At 67.2% G+C, this 17567-nt stretch carries 14 protein-coding genes and 1 tRNA gene; 6 read left to right on the top strand and 9 right to left on the bottom strand.

Features of this window, described 5'->3' with window-relative positions:
• Positions 1-49 precede the first annotated feature (49 nt).
• Positions 50-2542 carry a DNA helicase PcrA gene (gene pcrA, locus AB0N24_RS05945; RefSeq protein ID WP_364121753.1) on the bottom strand — a complete coding sequence of 831 codons (2493 nt, stop codon included), beginning with the start codon at positions 2540-2542 and terminating at the stop codon, positions 50-52.
• A gap of 80 nt (positions 2543-2622) precedes the next feature.
• Positions 2623-3471, bottom strand: a complete 849-nt coding sequence (locus tag AB0N24_RS05940) for an inositol monophosphatase family protein (protein WP_364121750.1) — start codon at positions 3469-3471, stop codon at positions 2623-2625.
• Positions 3472-3573: 102 nt separating this feature from the next.
• On the opposite strand from AB0N24_RS05940, the gene AB0N24_RS05935 reads away from it, so the two are divergent.
• Positions 3574-4197, top strand: a complete 624-nt coding sequence (locus tag AB0N24_RS05935; protein ID WP_364121747.1) for a hypothetical protein — start codon at positions 3574-3576, stop codon at positions 4195-4197.
• A gap of 4 nt (positions 4198-4201) precedes the next feature.
• Here AB0N24_RS05935 and AB0N24_RS05930 read toward each other — a convergent pair whose 3' ends face one another.
• Positions 4202-4987, bottom strand: coding sequence for a hypothetical protein (locus AB0N24_RS05930; RefSeq protein ID WP_364121744.1), 786 nt, complete (start codon positions 4985-4987; stop codon positions 4202-4204).
• Between the two features lie 87 nt (positions 4988-5074).
• On the opposite strand from AB0N24_RS05930, the gene AB0N24_RS05925 reads away from it, so the two are divergent.
• The 3 genes from AB0N24_RS05925 (at position 5075) to AB0N24_RS05915 (ending at position 6101) form a co-directional block, all read left to right on the top strand.
• Positions 5075-5147: transfer RNA gene (locus AB0N24_RS05925), tRNA-Arg, on the top strand.
• Between the two features lies 1 nt (position 5148).
• Positions 5149-5694: a DUF6314 family protein gene (locus tag AB0N24_RS05920; protein WP_364121741.1), complete on the top strand. Its 546-nt coding sequence runs from the start codon at positions 5149-5151 to the stop codon at positions 5692-5694.
• 2 nt (positions 5695-5696) lie between these two features.
• Positions 5697-6101, top strand: a complete 405-nt coding sequence (locus tag AB0N24_RS05915; protein WP_364121738.1) for an NUDIX domain-containing protein — start codon at positions 5697-5699, stop codon at positions 6099-6101.
• Between the two features lie 9 nt (positions 6102-6110).
• Here the strand turns inward: AB0N24_RS05915 and AB0N24_RS05910 are convergent, their stop codons facing one another.
• Both AB0N24_RS05910 and AB0N24_RS05905 read right to left on the bottom strand, forming a co-directional pair.
• Positions 6111-8024, bottom strand: coding sequence for an ABC transporter ATP-binding protein (locus AB0N24_RS05910; RefSeq protein WP_364121735.1), 1914 nt, complete (start codon positions 8022-8024; stop codon positions 6111-6113).
• Positions 8021-9685 carry an ABC-F family ATP-binding cassette domain-containing protein gene (locus AB0N24_RS05905; protein WP_364121733.1) on the bottom strand — a complete coding sequence of 555 codons (1665 nt, stop codon included), beginning with the start codon at positions 9683-9685 and terminating at the stop codon, positions 8021-8023. Before AB0N24_RS05905 ends, AB0N24_RS05910 begins: the two co-directional genes overlap by 4 nt.
• Positions 9686-9867: 182 nt before the next feature.
• Between AB0N24_RS05905 and AB0N24_RS05900 the strand changes: the two genes are divergently transcribed.
• Together AB0N24_RS05900 and AB0N24_RS05895 are read left to right on the top strand one after the other, a co-directional pair.
• A complete protein-coding gene (locus AB0N24_RS05900; RefSeq protein WP_364121730.1) occupies positions 9868-10614 on the top strand; it encodes a hypothetical protein in 747 nt (248 codons plus the stop codon).
• A complete protein-coding gene (locus tag AB0N24_RS05895) occupies positions 10611-11345 on the top strand; it encodes a hypothetical protein (protein ID WP_364121727.1) in 735 nt (244 codons plus the stop codon). The genes AB0N24_RS05900 and AB0N24_RS05895 overlap by 4 nt, the downstream gene beginning before the upstream one ends.
• A gap of 189 nt (positions 11346-11534) precedes the next feature.
• Here AB0N24_RS05895 and AB0N24_RS05890 read toward each other — a convergent pair whose 3' ends face one another.
• The 4 genes from AB0N24_RS05890 to AB0N24_RS05875 form a co-directional block, all read right to left on the bottom strand.
• The gene (locus tag AB0N24_RS05890; protein ID WP_364121724.1) at positions 11535-14561 is read right to left on the bottom strand and encodes a glycoside hydrolase family 38 C-terminal domain-containing protein; all 3027 of its coding nucleotides are present in this window, start codon (positions 14559-14561) and stop codon (positions 11535-11537) included.
• 174 nt (positions 14562-14735) lie between these two features.
• Entirely contained in the window at positions 14736-15608 is an 873-nt protein-coding gene (gene fdhD / locus AB0N24_RS05885; protein WP_364121722.1) for a formate dehydrogenase accessory sulfurtransferase FdhD, read from the bottom strand.
• A 71-nt stretch (positions 15609-15679) separates the two neighbouring features.
• Positions 15680-17197, bottom strand: a complete 1518-nt coding sequence (locus AB0N24_RS05880) for a molybdopterin molybdotransferase MoeA (RefSeq protein WP_364121719.1) — start codon at positions 17195-17197, stop codon at positions 15680-15682.
• Positions 17194-17562, bottom strand: coding sequence for a DUF6457 domain-containing protein (locus AB0N24_RS05875; protein ID WP_311380509.1), 369 nt, complete (start codon positions 17560-17562; stop codon positions 17194-17196). Before AB0N24_RS05875 ends, AB0N24_RS05880 begins: the two co-directional genes overlap by 4 nt.
• Positions 17563-17567: the final 5 nt, after the last annotated feature.

Raw genomic sequence — 17567 nt, 5'->3', positions numbered from 1 at the left:
CAAGGGTCGCTGCCCTGCGGCGGGACGCCTTGCCGCCCTGGAAGGGGTATTAGGCGTCGAGCTTTGTCAGCGGCGCGTACCTCAGCAGCAGGCGTTTTTCGCCGACGCTGAACTTCACCTTGGCCACCGTCTTGTCCCCCGCGCCTTCGACGGCCAGGACGGTGCCGTTTCCGAAGCTCGTGTGGTTCACCTTGTCCCCGACGCTGACGGCAACGACTTCCTTTTGCGGCTGTACGCGGTTCTTGGCGACGGCGGCCGGAACATCGGCATTGAAGCCGGCGGAAGGGCTTGCCGCGTTGCCGCGGGCCGTGCCCGCACCCCAGAACGATCCGCCGTACCGGCTGGACCCGATGGACGCCCCGCTGCCCCAGCCGCTGACCTGCCGGGAGGTGCCTTCACGCCGCCATTCCACCAGGTCGGCGGGAATTTCCTCGATGAACTGGCTGGCCGGGTTGTACTGGCTCTGGCCCCACATGCTGCGGACTTCCGAACGCGTCACATAGAGGCGCTTCCGGGCACGGGTCAGGCCCACATAGGCCAGCCGCCGTTCCTCCGCGAGCTCCTTGGGATCCGTGGCCGAACGCTGGTGCGGGAAGAGGCCGTGCTCCATGCCGGTAAGGAACACCACCGGGAATTCCAGCCCCTTGGCCGTGTGGAGGGTCATGAGCGTCACCACGCCCAGCCGTTTGGCTTCGGCCACGGCGGCATCGATGTCAGCGCCCGGGGCGTCCGGGATCTGGTCGGCGTCCGCCACGAGTGACACCTGTTCCAGGAAGGCGCCCAGGGAACCTTCGGGGTTCTCCTGCTCGTATTCGCGCACGACGGCGACGAGTTCGGCGAGGTTTTCCACCCGGGACTCATCCTGGGGATCGGTGCTGGACCGCAGTCCCGCCAGGTACCCGGTCTGCTCCAGGACAGCTTCCAGGGCAGCCGCGGCACCGGAGCCGCTGGCCACTTCGGCGAGGTCATCCAACAGCTTCACGAAACCCAGCACCGCGTTGACCGAGCGGGTGGCCATCCCCGGTGCCTGGTCCGCACGGCGGGCGGCGGCCATGAACGAGGTCCGTTCGCGTTCGGCCAGGGCCGCCACGGCACCCTCGGCGCGGTCGCCGATGCCGCGCTTGGGTTCGTTGAGCACCCGGCGCAGGTTGACGTCGTCGTCGGGGTTTACCAGCACGCGCAGGTACGCGAGGGCGTCCTTGATTTCCTTGCGCTCGTAGAAGCGCGTACCGCCCACCACCTTGTACGGCAGGCCAACGCGCACCAGGACATCTTCAATGGAACGGGACTGGGCATTGGTGCGGTAGAAGATCGCGACGTCGCCGGGGCGGAGGTTGTCCTCGTCCTGCAGCCTGTCGATTTCCTTGGCGATGAACTGGGCTTCGTCGTGTTCGTTTTGGCCCACGTAGCCGATGATTTTGTGGCCTTCACCCTCGGCGGTCCAGAGCCTCTTGTCCGGACGGTTGGGGTTGCGGGAAATCACCGAGTTGGCGGCCGTGAGGATGTTCTGGGTGGAACGGTAGTTCTGCTCCAGCTTGATGGTGCGCGCGTTCGGATAGTCCTTTTCGAATTCCACGATGTTGCGGATGTCCGCCCCGCGGAACGCGTAGATGGACTGGTCCGAGTCGCCCACCACGGTGAGTTCGGAAGCCCCGGGACCCTCTCCCACAATTTCGCGGACCAGCGCGTACTGGGCGTGGTTGGTGTCCTGGTATTCGTCCACCAGGACGTGCCGGAAGCGCCGGCGGTACGATTCGGCGAGCGCCGGGAAGGCGCGGAACATATAGACGGTTTCGGCGATGAGGTCGTCAAAGTCCATGGCGTTGGCCTGGCGCAGCCGCTGGGTGTAGCCCTTGAAGACGTCGGCCACGGCCTGTTCGAAGGGATCGTTGTAATTGGCGGAGGAGGCGTACGAATCTGCGTCGATCAGCTCGTTCTTCAGCGCCGAGATCTTGTGCTGGATGGCCTTGGGCGCGAACTTCTTGGGGTCCAGGTCCAGGGTTTTGGACACCTGGGTGACAAGCCGCAGGGAGTCCGCGGAGTCGTAGATGGAGAAATTGGACTTGAGTCCAACGTTGGCGGCTTCCTGCCGGAGGATGCGCACGCAGGACGAGTGGAAGGTGGAAATCCACATGATCTTGGCGCGGCCGCCCACCAGCGCTTCGATGCGCTCCCGCATTTCCGCGGCGGCCTTGTTGGTGAAGGTGATGGCCAGGATCTCGCCGTGATGCGCCCTCCGGGTGGCGATGAGGTAGGCGATCCGGTTGCTGAGTACGCGTGTCTTGCCGGATCCGGCCCCGGCGACGATGAGCAGCGCGCCGCCGGTGTGCTTGACCGCTTCTTCCTGCTGGGGGTTGAGGCCCTGCAGGAGTTCGTCCACGCCGGGCAGCTTGGGACGTGCCCGTTCTCCCTCGGATTCCGGCCCGCCGTTGCCGTAGCGAGCCGGATCTTCCCCTGCCCCGGGGCGCGACTTGGTGAGCGCTGCCGCTTTCGGGGCAGCCTTGAACGGTCCGTCAGCATACGGGTCAAACAACATATCCATGGTGCTATAAGTCTAGGCGGTGGGGCCGACACTCACTTCCGGACCGGCCTGCGTTCGGCTCAGAGCGTGACCAGGGGGCCTTACTCCACCGAGCCGGACTCAAGGGCTGCGCGGAGCTGCCGGACCGCCGTCGTGCCTCCTGCAACGAACCACTCGAGGCCGTTGACCCGCACGACGTCGACGGCGCCGCCGGCCGCAAGCACAATGGCTTTGCCGGGGAGCCAGTCCCATTCGGGGCAGCTGTGCTGGAACCAGCAGTCGAGCTCGCCGTCGGCCACCCGGCCCAGGTCGCAGGACCCCGATCCGAACATCCGCAGCGACGCAGCAGCGGTGGCCGCGGAGTGCCAGGGCATGGCGCACAGCGGGTCCGCGAGCCATGAGGGGTGGATGTAGGTTGCGGCGCCCTGTTCGGCCAGCGGCTGCAGGGTCCGCGCCCCGCCGTCCGTATGGAAGGACGTCAGCCGTTCACCGTTCAGGGTGGCCGGCCGGGTGGTTCCGCCCAGCCAGAGCTTGTCCTCTTCGGGCTGGAAAATGGCGCCAAGAACCGCGCCGGCGGCGTCCTTGAGGGCGAGCGCGGAGCACCAGTACGTGGAGCCGTGCAGGAAGTTGTAGGTGCCGTCCACGGGATCGATCACCCAGGTCCGGCCGCTGCTCCCCTCCACAGAGGCGCCCTCTTCCCCCAGGATGCCGTCGTCCGGGCGGCAGCGCCGCAGCTGTTCGAGGACATAGGCTTCTGCGGCGTGGTCGGCAGCCGTGACCACATCGGAGACCGAGGTCTTCTGCTGTCCTTCCAGGCCGCCCTGGCGCATCATGAGGGCCAGCATCCCGGCTTCCCGGACCAGTGCCTCGGCCAGCTGGTAATCGTCCAGGCCCGCGCTGAGTTCCGCCGCGCTGTGCCTGCCAAGTTTGTGTCTTCCAAGTTCCGTCACGCGTCCCAGCCTATCCGCGGCCTCCGGCGCTGAACAGGAACGGGGAACAGGCCGGGACAGGAACGGGGAACAGGCCGGGACAGGAACAGCGATAATGAACCCATGGCCAAGACACCAGCACAGCGGATCAAGAAACATGGCGCCAACGCGTCCGTTCCCCAGCACCACCTGCCGCCGGTGATCAACCCCACCACCCAGCGGTCGCCGGAGAAGGCGCGGAACAACAGCAACGTGATCCTCATAGCGGGCGTGGTGGCCAGCCTTTTCCTGTTCTGGTACCTGCATTTGCTGACGCTGAACCAGCTCACGCAGCTCACCGGCGGCCTGCCCATGCCCGATTCGCTGATCGGCGGCTTTGACCAGGGGTTCGTGGACCAGCTGAGGGCGGCGATGAATGAGGAAGCCCGCGGCCAGCTCAACTATGTCCACAAGACGGCGGGCACGCTGTTTCCGCTGATTTTCGGCTTCACGTGGCTCCTGCTAATCGGGACCAATGTGGCACGCAAAACGCTCCGCTGGGCACTCTGGGCGCTCCCGCTCCTCTTCGCCGCCGTCCGGCTGTGGGGAAACGCTGCCATCGATTCCATGCTGTCCGCCTCAACGGCCGACGGCGGCCAGGTGGCCCTCGCGTCCGCCCTCACCGTCAGCGGCTGGGTACTGCTCGTGGTGAGCCTGCTGGCAGGCGGCGCCGCCGTGTTCCTGGGGCGGAAGCCGAAGGGCCGCTAGAACCTCAAAGGGTCCTGGTTGCTTGGGCGGTTGCCCGCGCCTTCCGGGCCTTCAGTTCCTGCCGCACCCGCTGGCCAATGACCAGGCCCACAGTGGCCAGGCCGATGGTGACCGGATAGCCCATGAACCGCTCCAGCGTGCCCGGTTCCGGGACCTCCATGCCGGTGGCACCGCCAAGGCCCAGTGCCACGAATGAGGTTGCCCCGCACGCCAGGATGAACCAGCCGAGTGGCGATTGCCGCAGCCAGAGCGCACCCACCAGCAGCAGCGCGAGGGCTCCCCCGATGAAGAACATCAGGGCGCCGGCCAGGTGAACGGCGAAGAATCCGGCGTCCTCGGGGACCAGCCCCACAATGATTGTCCCGGCGCCCGCGGTGAACGTGAAGACCTTGGCCGCGAGGGCCGTGTACCAGGGAACACGGTGGCCGGGACCGAAGGCGAGCCGGACGCCGGGCCGGGCTGCGACGCACAGGAGTGCCGAGCTGAGGAGCAGCGCCCCCACCAGCATGCCCATGCCCTGCACCACGAACGAGGCATTCATTACCGCGTGCAGGGGCGAGCATACGTCCCGGTCCTCATGGATGCCGCAGTGGATGGCCCCGAGGTCGCTGATGAATCCGGTTCTGCGGCTGTACGGCTCCGGTCCCGCCCAAGCACCGATTACGGCGGCTTCGGCCACGAAATACTGCAGGACAGTCAGCTTGGCCCACGCCCCGAAATACTCCCGGGCGGAGGCTATGTCCGGGAGGAATCCGGCCCGGATGGACGTTGCTGGTGTTGCTGCAGTCATGCCAAGAGCGTAGTACGCGCCTGTACCTTGTATGCTTGTATCCGTGCCCGAACAGGACGGCCTGGTGCCAACCCAATTCGGACGCCCGCCCTCGTAGCTCAGTGGATAGAGCACGGCTCTCCTAAAGCCGGTGTCGTTGGTTCGATTCCAATCGAGGGCACTTGAACTTCCAGCCGCAGAATGAGTCGCAGACCCAGGCGCAGGATTTCGATCTGCGCGCCTACCTGCTGGGCAGCTGGTCTGTAGAGCGCACCCTGTGGGACCGTAGCTCCGACGCCCGCGGAACCTTCACCGGCGTCGTCCGCTTTTCCCCGAACGACGACGGCGGCCTTGCCTTCCATGAAGAGGGCACCATGCGCTGGCCTGCTCCCGCCGGCGACACGTTCACCGGCCCCGCGAGCCGGGACTACCTCCTGCATCCCACGGCCTCCCCCGACGCGCTGGACATGACGTTCCCCGACGGCCGGCCGTTCCACCGGATGAGCTTCCGGGCCGAGTCCAGCCACGACGAGCACTGGTGCGCCCCGGACACCTACCGCGTCACCTATGCGCTCCTGGGCCCGGACGAATTCAGCTATTCCTGGGACGTTCACGGGCCGCGGAAGAACCAGCTCCTGGAATCCGTGCTGCGCCGGATGGCGCGGGATGGAACAGGTCCGGACGGGCCGGCGCCGGACATGGCGGGCTCCAATGGGCTAGGGTCGTAGCCGTGAAAGACCGCATTGTTGTATCCGCCGTCTGCGTCTACGACGATCGAGGCCGCCTGCTGACCGTCCGCAAGCGCGGCACGGACAAGTTCATGCACCCCGGCGGCAAACCCGAACCCGGCGAAACCGCAGCCCAGGCCGCCTCGCGTGAACTGCTGGAGGAAGTGGGCATCGAGGTGGCGCCTGAAGACCTGCGGCCCATGGGCGTCTGGCTTGCCGACGCCGCCAACGAGGCCGCCACGGACATTGAGGCAACGGTGTTTACCGCCCCGGGCACCTGGGGTGCGCACCCCTCGGCGGAGATAGCCGAAATCCGTTGGCTGGACCTGGCCGCCGAGCTGCCGGCCGACCTTGCACCCCTGCTGACGGACCACATCCTGCCCGCCTTGGCGGCAGACCGCGCGTAGGGGCCCGGCCTAGAACTCCGGAACGGCCTCCGCCGCCACGGCCGTGGCCTCGGCGAACTGCGTCTGGTAGAGCTCGGCGTAGCGGCCCTCGGCCGCGAGCAGATCGGTGTGGTTCCCGCGCTCCACGATCTGCCCGTCCTCCACCACGAGGATGACGTCGGCGGCGCGGATGGTGGACAGCCGGTGGGCAATCACGACGGCGGTGCGCCCCTCGAGCGCGGCCCCCAGGGCCGCCTGCACGGCGGCTTCGTTCGTGGAATCCAGTGCGGCGGTCGCCTCGTCCAGGATGACCACCCGTGGCTGGGAGATCAGCAGCCGGGCGATCGTGAGGCGCTGGCGTTCGCCGCCGGAGAGCCGATAGCCGCGCTCCCCCACCACGGTGTCCAGGCCGTCGGGCAGGGACCGGATCATGGTCTCAAGGCGGGCCTGCCGGATGGCGTCCCACATGTCCTCTTCGGTGGCGTCCGGCCGGGCGAGCCGGAGGTTGGAAGCGATCGACTCGTGGAACAGGTGCCCGTCCTGGGTGACCATGCCCAGCGTGTCCCGCAGGGAATCGAAGGTGGCGTCCCGGACGTCCAGCCCCGTCCCGGGAAGGGTGCCGCCGAGCCGCACGGCGCCGGAATCGACGTCGTACAGCCGGGAAAGCAGCTGCGCGATGGTGGACTTTCCGGCGCCGGAGGAACCCACCAGGGCAACGGTCTGCCCTGGTTCCACGCGGAAACTGATGCCGTGCAGCACCTCTTCGCCGCCACGCGTGTCCAGCGTGGACACTTCCTCGAGCGAGGCCAGCGAGACCTTGTCCGCGGAGGGGTAGGCGAAGCGGACGTCGTCGAACTCCACCGAAACGTGCCCCGGCGGGATGGCCACGGCGTTGGGCTTCTGCTGGATCAGGGGCTTGAGGTCCAGGATCTCGAAGACCCGCTCGAAGCTGACCAGGGCGCTCATGATTTCCACGCGGGCGTTGGAGAGGGCGGTGAGCGGGGCGTAGAGGCGGGTCAGCAGCAGTGCCAGGACCACCACGTCGCCCGGGGCGAGCTGCCCGCCAATGGCCAGCCAGCCGCCCAGTCCGTAGACCAGGGCCAAGGCGAGCGCGGATACCAGCGTCAGCGCGGTGACAAACGTGAACTGCAGCATGGCCGTGCGGACGCCGATGTCCCGGACCCGGCCGGCCCGGAGCGCGAACTCGCGGGATTCCTCATCAGGCCGGCCGAAGAGCTTCACCAGCGTGGCGCCCGGAGCGGAAAACCGTTCGGTCATCTGAGTGCCCATGGCTGCGTTGTGGTCTGCGGCCTCACGCCGCAGGTCCGCGAGCCGGGAGCCCATCCGTCGGGCGGGAATGAGGAAGATCGGCAGCAGGATCATGGCCAGCACGGTGACCTGCCAGGACGTCCCGAGCATCACGATCAGCGTTAGCACCAGGGCCACCACGTTGCTGACCACACCGGACAGGGTGCCGGCGAAGGCGGACTGGGCGCCGATGACGTCGTTGTTCAGGCGGCTGACGAGTGCCCCGGTGCGGGTACGGGTGAAGAACGCAATGGGCATCTTCTGCACATGGTCAAAGACCCTGGTGCGCAGGTCCACAATCACGCCTTCGCCGATGTTGGAGGACAGCCAGCGGCTGACGAGGCCCACGCCGGCTTCGGCCACGGCCACCGCGGCGATCAGCATGGCCAGCCGGATCACTTCGTCGGTGCCGGCCTTGGCCACAATGGCGTCTACCACCTGGCCGGCCAGCACGGGCGTGGCTACAGCCAGGAACGCCATCACGATGGACAGCGCCACAAACGCGATCAGTTTTGTCCGGTGCGGGCGCGCGAAACCCAGGACCCGTTTCAGGGTTGCTTTGGAGAAGGGCCGGGAGCCGCTTTTGGCCCGGGAGATGTTGTACAGGGAGTGCCAAGCGACGCCGTCCATGCTCATCGCTGTTGCTCCGTTGCGTCTGCCATCAGTTCAGTTACCATTCCGTTGTCCACATTCCACCGGACATCCAGCTGAACGTTCTCCAGCAGCCTCCGGTCATGGGTTACTAACAGCAAAGCACCCTCATAACTTCCCAGCGCCTCTTCCAGCTGCTCAATTGCGGGCAGGTCCAGGTGGTTGGTGGGTTCGTCCAGGACCAGCAGGTTCACCCCGCGGGCCTGCAGCAGCGCCAAGGCCGCGCGCGTCCGTTCGCCCGGGGAGAGCGAGTCGACCGGGCGCGAGGTGTGGTCCGCCTTGAGTCCGAACTTGGCCAGCAGGGTGCGGACTTCCGCCGGGGTCAGCTCCGTCAGGACAGCCTCGACGGCGTCACCGAGGTTGAGGTCACCGGCCAGCAGGCCGCGGGCCTGGTCGATTTCGCCAATGGCCACGGAGGCGCCCATGGCGGCGTTGCCGGAATCCGGCTGCCGGATCCCCAGCAGGAGCCGGAGCAGCGTGGACTTGCCGGCCCCGTTGGGACCGGTGATGCCGATGCGCTCCCCGGCGTTGAGCTGCAGGTTCACCGGCCCCAGCGTGAAGTCACCCTGGTGGACGACGGCGTCGCGCAGCGTTGCCACAACGGCACTGGATCGCGGGGCCTGGCCGATGCTGAACTGCAGCTGCCACTCCTTGCGCGGCTCCTCCACTTCGTCGAGCCGGGCGATCCGGGATTCCATCTGCCGCACTTTCTGGGCCTGCTTCTCCGAGGATTCGGTGGAGGCCGCACGGCGGATCTTGTCGTTGTCAGGGCTCTTCTTCATGGCGTTCCGGACGCCCTGGGAGCTCCACTCGCGCTGGGTCCGGGCGCGGGAAACGAGGTCCGCCTTCGTGTTGGCGAACTCCTCGTACCGCTCCCGGGCATGGCGGCGGGCCACGGCGCGTTCCTCCAGGAACGCCTCGTAGCCGCCGTCGTAAACGGCCACGGAGTTCTGGGCGAGGTCCAGTTCCACGATGGTGGTGACACAGCGGGCCAGGAACTCACGGTCGTGGGATACCAGGACCGCACCACCGCGGAGCCCCTGCACGAACGCCTCCAGCTTGGCCAGCCCGTTGAGGTCAAGGTCGTTGGTGGGCTCATCGAGCAGGACCACGTCGAAGCGGCTCAGCAGCAGGGCGGCCAGCGCCACACGTGCCGCCTGCCCGCCGGACAGCCCCGTCATGAGCGCCTCCGGCCCCACCTCCAGGCCCAGGTCGGCAAGGACCGGCGCGATCCGGTCGTCCAGGTCCGCAGCGCCGGAGGCCATCCAGCGGTCGAAGGCCAGGGAGTAGGCGTCATCGGCGCCGGCGGCGCCCGAGCCCAGGGCCTCCGCCGTTGATTCCATGTCTGCCGTTGCCTGTGCACAGCCGGTCCGGCGGGCGACGTACCCCGCCACTGTCTCACCGGCGACGCGTTCGTGTTCCTGCGGCAGCCAGCCAACGAAGGCATCGGCCGGGGCCAGGCTCACCGATCCGGCCAGTGGCTGGTCCACCCCTGCCAGCAGCCGGAGAAGGGTGGATTTGCCGGCGCCGTTCGGGCCAACAACGCCCACAACGTCGCCCGGGGCCACGGTGAGGGAGAGTTTTGAGAAGAGTGTGCGGTGGTCGTGACCGCCCGAAAGATCTTTGGCAACAAGGGTTGCAGTCATTAGTCCATCCTCTCACTGCGGCCCAAAACGGCCTGAAATCCCGCCGGGCATGGAAGAACCCGCTGGTCCGGACTTGGGGGGTGTACGGACCAACGGGTTCGACCATCTAGCATAGTTCACATACCCCCCGCCGTAAAATCGACTGGCGCTACTCCAACCGCCCCACCCGCAGGAAGCCATCCATGCCACTCCCCGCCAAGGCGTTCCAACGCTGGCTTCACGGAATAGCGCCCCAGGCGAGCACTGCCGATATCTGCAGGATCTCCGGGGTCAAGCGGACCACCCTGGCGCAGCAGCTGGTCCGCGGGAAGGTGGCGGAAAGCACCGTCGTCAGCATCAGCCGCGCCTTCAATATCAACCCGGTGGCGGCGTTGGCCACGTTCGCGAGTTACAGCGAGCTTGCCGGAAGCCCCGTGCCGCCCACTGCCGCGGAACTGGTCAGCCAGATCGCCACCATGGACCTCCTGAGTGCGGTCATTGCCCGCTCCGCCGGTGCAGCGGGCGGCGGCGACGCGGACACACCGCCGCCCGCCCCGCCGCTCACACCCGCTCCGCATACGACCTCCGTGAAGAACTGGGTAGACGCAATCGACGACGGCGAACTCCGGCACCGGGTTTCCGCCGCCACCGGGATCGCCCCCCAGAATTACTCCGCGCAGCTGACCGCCAACCGACTGACCCCGGAACTGGCCATCGCCACGTCCAGGGAAGCCGGCGTTGGGCCGACGGGCGGCCTGGTGGCCACGGGAATGATTACCGAGTCCGAGGCCGGCTGGCCGCCCGGCGCACGGCAGGCAGCCCTGGACGCCTTGTCCGACGGCGAGCTCGCCGCCCTGGCCGGCGAGCGGCTGCAGGCGCTCGGAAAGACCCTCAAGCGCCAGGAACAAGACCACCAACAAACCAAAACGATCTGGGAGAACCTCGGATGATCGAGATCCTGCAATGGTCCACCCTGGCCGTCTGCTGCGCCGCTGCGGTGGCGCGAATTCCAAGTGCGGTCAGGGGCGAGAACAGGTCACTCTTTTACATCTTCGTGCTGGCCACACTCGCAATCCTCCTGAGCATTGACGGCCCGTATGTTGCCATCGACGGCCTGCTCGGCGGCAGCAACGTCGCCAACCTCATCCTGCGCTTCGTCCTGTTCGCCGTCATCTTTTTCATTGGGCTGCGTTGCGTTAATGCCTTCGGTGCCGATAAACAGAGGCGCTGGCTGGTCGGGCTGCCCGGACTGCTGGTGTTTGGCCTCATCTCTGCCGTCATGGTCGTCTTTTTCACCATGATGGATTCGTTTGGCTCGTCGGCGGGGCTCATTGCGGTGTACGAGCGCAGCACCCGCAATGCCCACCTGGTGGAGTATTACGGTGCAGCCGGGCGCGCCTACCCGGCCTACGTTTCCCTGGTCCTCCTCCCCGCCATGGTGAAGGCGGTTGGCGGCCGGCTGCCGGGGCTGGTGCGGGCGGGTGCCCTCCTGCTGGCCATCGGCGGTGTCTGCCTGACCGTGAGCCTGCTGTTCCCCTTCTTCCCGCCACAGTTGACTCCCCTGAAGTTCGTCATCAATTACGGGGCCGCGCTGTGCTTCGTGGTGGGCCTCGCCGCCTTCTGGATCGCAAGGGTCCGGGCAACGCAATCCGCCCCGCAAAGGTCATCTACTGCAAAGTAGACTTAGGGCTTTCACAAAATCATTAGAACGTGAGAGAATCATGAATGTGTGAAAGTGGCTTCTGTCTGGAGTCGGGAATGGGGACAATCCGTTCGACGCCGGGCAGCCACTGAGCGCTATTGGGGGGATGAGTGGTGGCGGGCCGTTGGGGACCGCCCCCACTCAGCCTGTTTTAACGGCCGTTGCGCCTCAGCGGGTGAATCGCAGGGTCACGAGCTGGAACGGGCGGAGCGTCAGTTTCGCGGAATCCAGGCCCGCCGTCACGCCCTGGCCCGCAATTGGACGCTCCAGCAGATCCACGGCGCGCACTTCCTTCGTGTCGAAGTTGGCCGTCACCATTCCCTCGGACCGCTCCCCCAGGGATTCGTAGAGACGCACAATGACATCGCCGGAGCCGTCTTCCGCCAGCTTCACCGCCTCGACCACGATTCCCTGGTTGAACACCGTGAACAGGGGGCTGACGGCGTGCGCGCCCTTCACGATGCGCGGTGCAAGGTTGGTCCGGTAGCCCTCTTCCACGGCGTCGGCGATGGCCGTCCCGGGCCTGATGGTCACCAGGAGTTCGTGCCGGCCACGGTCCGCACCCGGATCCGGGTACTTGGGGGCACGCAGCAGCGACGTGCGGACCGTCGTGGTGGTGCCGCCGTCGTCCCTCACGCTTCGGGTGACGTCGTGGCCGTAACTGGAGGCGTTGGACACCGCGACACCGTAGCCCGCCTCCGCCACGTGGATCCAGCGGTGGGCGCAGATTTCGAACTTCGCCGCTTCCCAGGACGTGTTGGTGTGGGTGGGCCGGAACACATGCCCGAACTGGGTCTCCGACGCCGAGCGGTCCGCCCGGAGGTCCAGCGGGAAGCCGATCTTGAGCAGCTTTTCCCGTTCCTGCCAGTCCACGGCGGTCAGGATGCTCAGTGATCCGGAGCCTGCCTCAAGCGAAATCCGCTGGGTGATGGCTGACGATCCGGCCAGCCGTTCCACCACCACGACGGCGTCCCAGCCGCCCCGCTCCAGCGTCACCGAACGCGCTTCGGTCAGTGAGGTGACGTTCCGGCGGTAGAACTCGTCAATGTCCCAGGCGTCCCATTCGTTAGGCGTGTCGCGGTGGAGTTCCAGATGGTTTCCGAACTGGCCCGGGGCAATCGCTTCGCGGCCGCTGGCATGGTCCAGAAGCGAGGTCAGGAGCCCGTTGGCGTCCAGCGCCGCCCTGATCACGCCGTTGTCCAGGATGTAGCCCCCGCCGGATTCGGTCACCGTCACCGGGTGGTCGCTCCGGACGGGTTCGGCGGCGGCCAGGGCGGGAACACCGCTGCGTTCGTGCGGCGCGGCGTTGAGCAGGAACTCGCTGGTGCCCTCCCCGAGTGCGGCGCGCGCGGCGCCGGCGATGATGGCCTCAAGGGCATCCGCGACGGCCTCATAGTTCCGCTCGGCATCCTGGTGGACCCACGCGATCGAACTCCCGGGCAGGATGTCATGGAACTGCTGAAGCAGGACCAGTTGCCACAGGCGTTTCAGTTCGGCGGCCGGGTAGGGGAACCCGCCCGCGGTGCGGACGGAGGCGGTGGCGCACCACAGTTCGGCTTCCCGGAGCAGGTGTTCGCTGCGCCGGTTGCCCAATTTGGTTTTTGCCTGGCTGGTGTACGTTCCGCGGTGCAGTTCCAGGTACATCTCCCCCACCCACACGGGCAGGGACGTGTATTCAGCCTGCGCCTGCGTGAAGAAGCTGGCGGCAGTGCCGATCCGCACCTTCGGGGAGCCTTCGAGGTCGGCCGTGCGGTGGGCTGCGGCGATCATTTCCCGGGTTGGTCCGCCGCCGCCGTCGCCGTAACCGAACGGGACCAGCGAGACGGTGCCCCGGCCGTGGTCCCGGTAGTTCCGTTCGGCGTGCGCCAGTTCGCGGCCGCTCAGTTCCGAGTTGTAGGTGTCAACGGGCGGGAAGTGGGTGAACAGCCGGGTGCCGTCGATCCCTTCCCAGTTGAAGGTGTGGTGCGGCATCCTGTTGACCTGGTTCCAGGAGATCTTCTGGGTCAGGAACCACTTGCCGCCGGCCGCCTTTACGATCTGGGGCAGCGCACCTGAATATCCAAAGGAATCAGGCAGCCAGGCTTCCTGGCAATCCACACCAAATTCATCCAGGAAGAACTTCTTCCCTTCGATGAACTGCCGGGCCATGGCCTCGCCGCCTGGCATGTTGGTGTCCGATTCCACCCACATGCCGCCCACCGGCACGAATTGGCCGGCCTTGACCTTCTCGCGGATACGGCCGAAGAGTTCAGGGTAGAACTCCTTCATCCAGGCCAGCTGCTGCGCGGACGAACAGGAGAAAACGAAGTCCGGAGACTCGTCCATCAGGGCGACGACGTTGGAGAACGTGCGGGCACACTTGCGGATGGTTTCCCGGACCGGCCACAGCCAGGCGGAGTCGATGTGGGCGTGGCCCGTGGCAACCAGCTGGTGGGCCGAGGCGTAGGCCGGGCGGGACAGGACCTCGGCCAGGGCTGCACGGCCCGCCGCCGCGGTGCCGGGAACGTCGTCCGGATCCATGACGTCCAGCATCCGTTCCAGGGCGCGGAGGATCTCGTGCCGGCGCGGCAGTTCCATGGGGAGCTCGTGCATGAGGCCGCTCAGGGTCCAGACGTCCTGCTGCAGTGCCCAGACGGTCTGGTTGAGTTCGGCGATCGCGATGGTGCCAAGCCGGTATTTGGGGTCCTGCCCCGCGGTCGCCTTGTCGCCGTAGGGCATGGCTGCGAATGTCCAGCCCTGCGCGACGTCGGGATTGGCGGCTGCCTCGACGTAGAAGTCCACTGCCATGCCGCTGCCCAGGAGCTTCAGCGGTATGTACTGGTTCCGCGGTGAGATGGCCTTGATGATGGTTCCGTCCGGCCGCCATGCAATTCCCTCGCACTGGAAGCCGGGTGCCTCCCGGCTGAATCCGAGGTCCACGACGATCTCCACCGCGGTGTCAGGAGCGGTTCCCCATGAGTCCGGCACCTCGCCCTGAAGCCTCATCCATTTGGTGCTCCACGGGCGGCCCCACGGCGACCCCTGGTCCAGCGGGGTGAAGTCGTGGTGGAGGGCTTCCATGACGGGAACTGGCTCGTCCGGAACGTCCCAGCTGCTGAGGTTCAACGGGACGCTGCGGGTATACACCGCGGTGTCCACGCGTTCGCGCATGAAGCGGTCGAGACGGACTTCCGTGATGCGTCGGTCGTCGTGCAATGTGGTCCTCTTTAATGCCTGTGGCCTGGGAGCTGACAGCTGGTCCGCGGTACGTGCCTGCCCGCTGGGTTCAGCTTATGCGCGCACCCTGGAGCTCGGCCGAAGGAGCGGATCGGCGCGTCCAATCGATGGATAAAATCTACTGCGCCCAGTCCGTTAATCCAAGCGCTTTGCCTATCCGGGCACCGGTGCGGGAGCCGTGATCCGGTGTTGTCCGGCATAGACATTAAGCCTGTTGCCCCTGCTGAAGCCTGCCAGCGTCATGCCGCTGGCTTCCGCCAGCTCCACGGCCAGGCTGGAAGGTGCACTGACAGCGGCCAGCACCGGGATGCCGGCGAGGGCGGCCTTCTGCACGAGTTCGAATGAGGCCCTCCCGGAGACCTGCAAGACCGTGCCCGCCAGCGGCAGCAGCCGTTCCCGCAGCGCCCAGCCAACCACTTTGTCCACGGCGTTGTGGCGCCCCACGTCCTCACGCAGGCACAACAGCTCAGTGCCGCCGTCGTCCGTGATCCGGAAGAGCCCGGCGGCGTGGACACCCCCCGTGGCCTCGAAGACGGCCTGTGCCGCGCGGAGTTGGTCCGGCAGCCCGGACAGCGTCTCCACAGGGACAGTCAGCGGATCCGCCGCGGGGCTGAAGTGCGACGACTTGCGGACGGCGTCGATGGAATCGGTGCCGCAGATGCCGCACGAGCTTGAGGTGAAGATGTTCCGTCCCCTGTCGGGGAGGACGACGTCGGGCCGCAGCTGCGCTTCCACAACGTTGAAGGTCTGCACGCCGTTCTCGTCCTCGCCCGCGCAAAACCGCAGCGAGACGAGTTGCTCGGGGGCCCAGATGATGCCCTCGGACACCAGGAATCCGGCCACAAGGTCAAAATCGTCTCCGGGCGTCCGCATGGTTACGGTAAAGGGAAGGGATCCCAGCCGTATTTCCAGCGGCTCCTCCACCGCCAGCACATCTTCCCGGTGCCGCACGGGAAATTCAAGGGACTGGGGTGAACCGTCCAGGACAAACTTGTGGATCTTGCGGCGTTGCGTCATGCGGGCCACGATGTGCTCCTAACAGTGCGGGGTATGACCATCATTGCAAGCCGGGACCGCCTTCACCAGCGGGGACCGTATTAGCCCAGCAGTGCACTCCAGTCCACGGGACCGTCCGAAGCCGCGGGCTTCCGGGAAGCCTTGCGTGGAGCAGTCCTGGGCTTCGCGGCTGCAGGTTCCGCCTGCTGGATCGGCGCGCCCCAGGGCAAGGCGAAGGCGGGCACCGCCTCCCCCAGCTGAACGCCGTGCGGCGGAACCACCAGGACGCCGTCCGCCGCCGCAAGGCCGCGCATCATGCCGGGACCTGCGTGCTGGGCCGGGGATGCCATGCCGTACAGGAGCCTGAACGGCATCAGCCGTGTCCGTCCCGGATCCGGGTCGATCGTCGTTCCGCACGGCACTTCACCGACCGGCGGCAGAGTTCCGTGGCCCAAGGCGGCCAGCAGCGGCGCACCCACCGTGCAAAGCGCCATCATCGCGGCAAGGGGATTGCCGGGCAGCCCAAGGATGAAGCGGCCGTCCGGCAGCTCGGCGAGGACCGCCGGGTGCCCGGGACGCATGGCGATGCCGTCGATCAATAGACGGCCGCCGAGTTCCGCGACAGCCCGGCGGAGGTGGTCGGTCCCGGAACGGCCGGTTCCGCCGGTGGTGATGACGACGTCCGCAGGCGCCTCTTCAGCTGCCGGCTCCCCTGTTTCCTGCCGGAGCCCCGACCCGTCATCCGGCCCGGCGTCTTCCAGGGCGGCAAGCCATTCGTCATAGTCGTCGCCGATCTTCTCCTGCCCGGCGCTGATGCCACCAAGCATTTCAACCACGGCTCCAAGCTGCGGGCCGAAGGTGTCACGGACCTTGCCCGGCGCGGGCAGGCCTGCCGCGACCACCTCCGATCCTGTCAGCAGGAGCTTCACCACAGGTTTGCCCTGGACCCGGAGGGCGTCATGGCCGGCCAGCGCCGCGAGGGCCAGGTGGGCCGGGTTCAGGACCGTGCCGCTTTTGACCAGGATGTCCCCGGCAGCCGCTTCCTCGCCCGCCTTCCGGATGTGCTGGCCGTTCTTCGGTTCGCCGGGCCGTGCGGCCCCGCCGAGGGCCAGGACCGGGAGCCCTTCGTCGTCCGTGGTTATCGTGCCGCTCTCGCTGCGGAGAACAGCCTTCGCCCCGGGCGGAATGAGGCCGCCGGTGACGATGGGGCTGGCTTGATGGGGTGCGAGCCGATGTCCGGGGTCCGCCAGGATCCAGGGCCCTGTGCCGTTGACTGCCCAGCCGTCCATGGCGGACGACGCGTAGTGCGGCATGTCCTGGAGCGCCGTAATATCGGCTGCGAGCGTTCGGCCAAGGGCATTCCTGAGCGGCACCAGCCCTGGCGGAATGGGAGTTGCGCAATCGAATGACGCCTGCCGGGCCTCCTGCCACGTGTGCGCCAAATGGCTGTGCCCGGTATCGGCGGACCCGGCTGCCGTAGCAGCGGCGTCCTCAGCTCCGGGATCGGCGGAGGACCCGCTGGCGCCTCCGCCAGGGCGCGGGTCGGCTGAATCTTCGATTTCGCCGCGTTCGGGCCCGTCGCTGGCGGCGTCACCCCCGTCCGGCGGCGCAGCCGTCATGCGCCGGTGTTCCCGCTGCTGACCGACGGTCCGGGCGCAGCGTCGGTCCGCACCGAACCGGGTCCGGCCGGATCAGTCGGGCCAGCCGTGGAGTCGGCCGCTGCGTAATCCATTGCCAGCGCCCGTGCCACTCCCAGGGCCGCCTGCATTGAGACCGCATCCGGCGCCTGCCCCGAACCCGACGCCATGCCCGCCGCGAAGCCGGCGATGAAAGTGGTCAGCGGCGCCGCCGGCCGCACCACCGAATGGGCGGCGACGCCGGCCAGCGCAAGCACTTCATTGACGTCCACCTCGACGTCCTCCAGCTCGAAGGCTTGCAGCAGGGCCCGGCACCAGTCCTCCAGCGTTTCGTCCTGGCTTTTCACTGTTG

The sequence above is a fragment of the Arthrobacter sp. NPDC093128 genome (assembly GCF_040683875.1).
GTDB lineage: Bacteria > Actinomycetota > Actinomycetes > Actinomycetales > Micrococcaceae > Arthrobacter.
The sequence above is the reverse complement of the archived record's forward strand: the minus strand, read 5'-3'. Positions and strand labels throughout refer to the sequence as shown.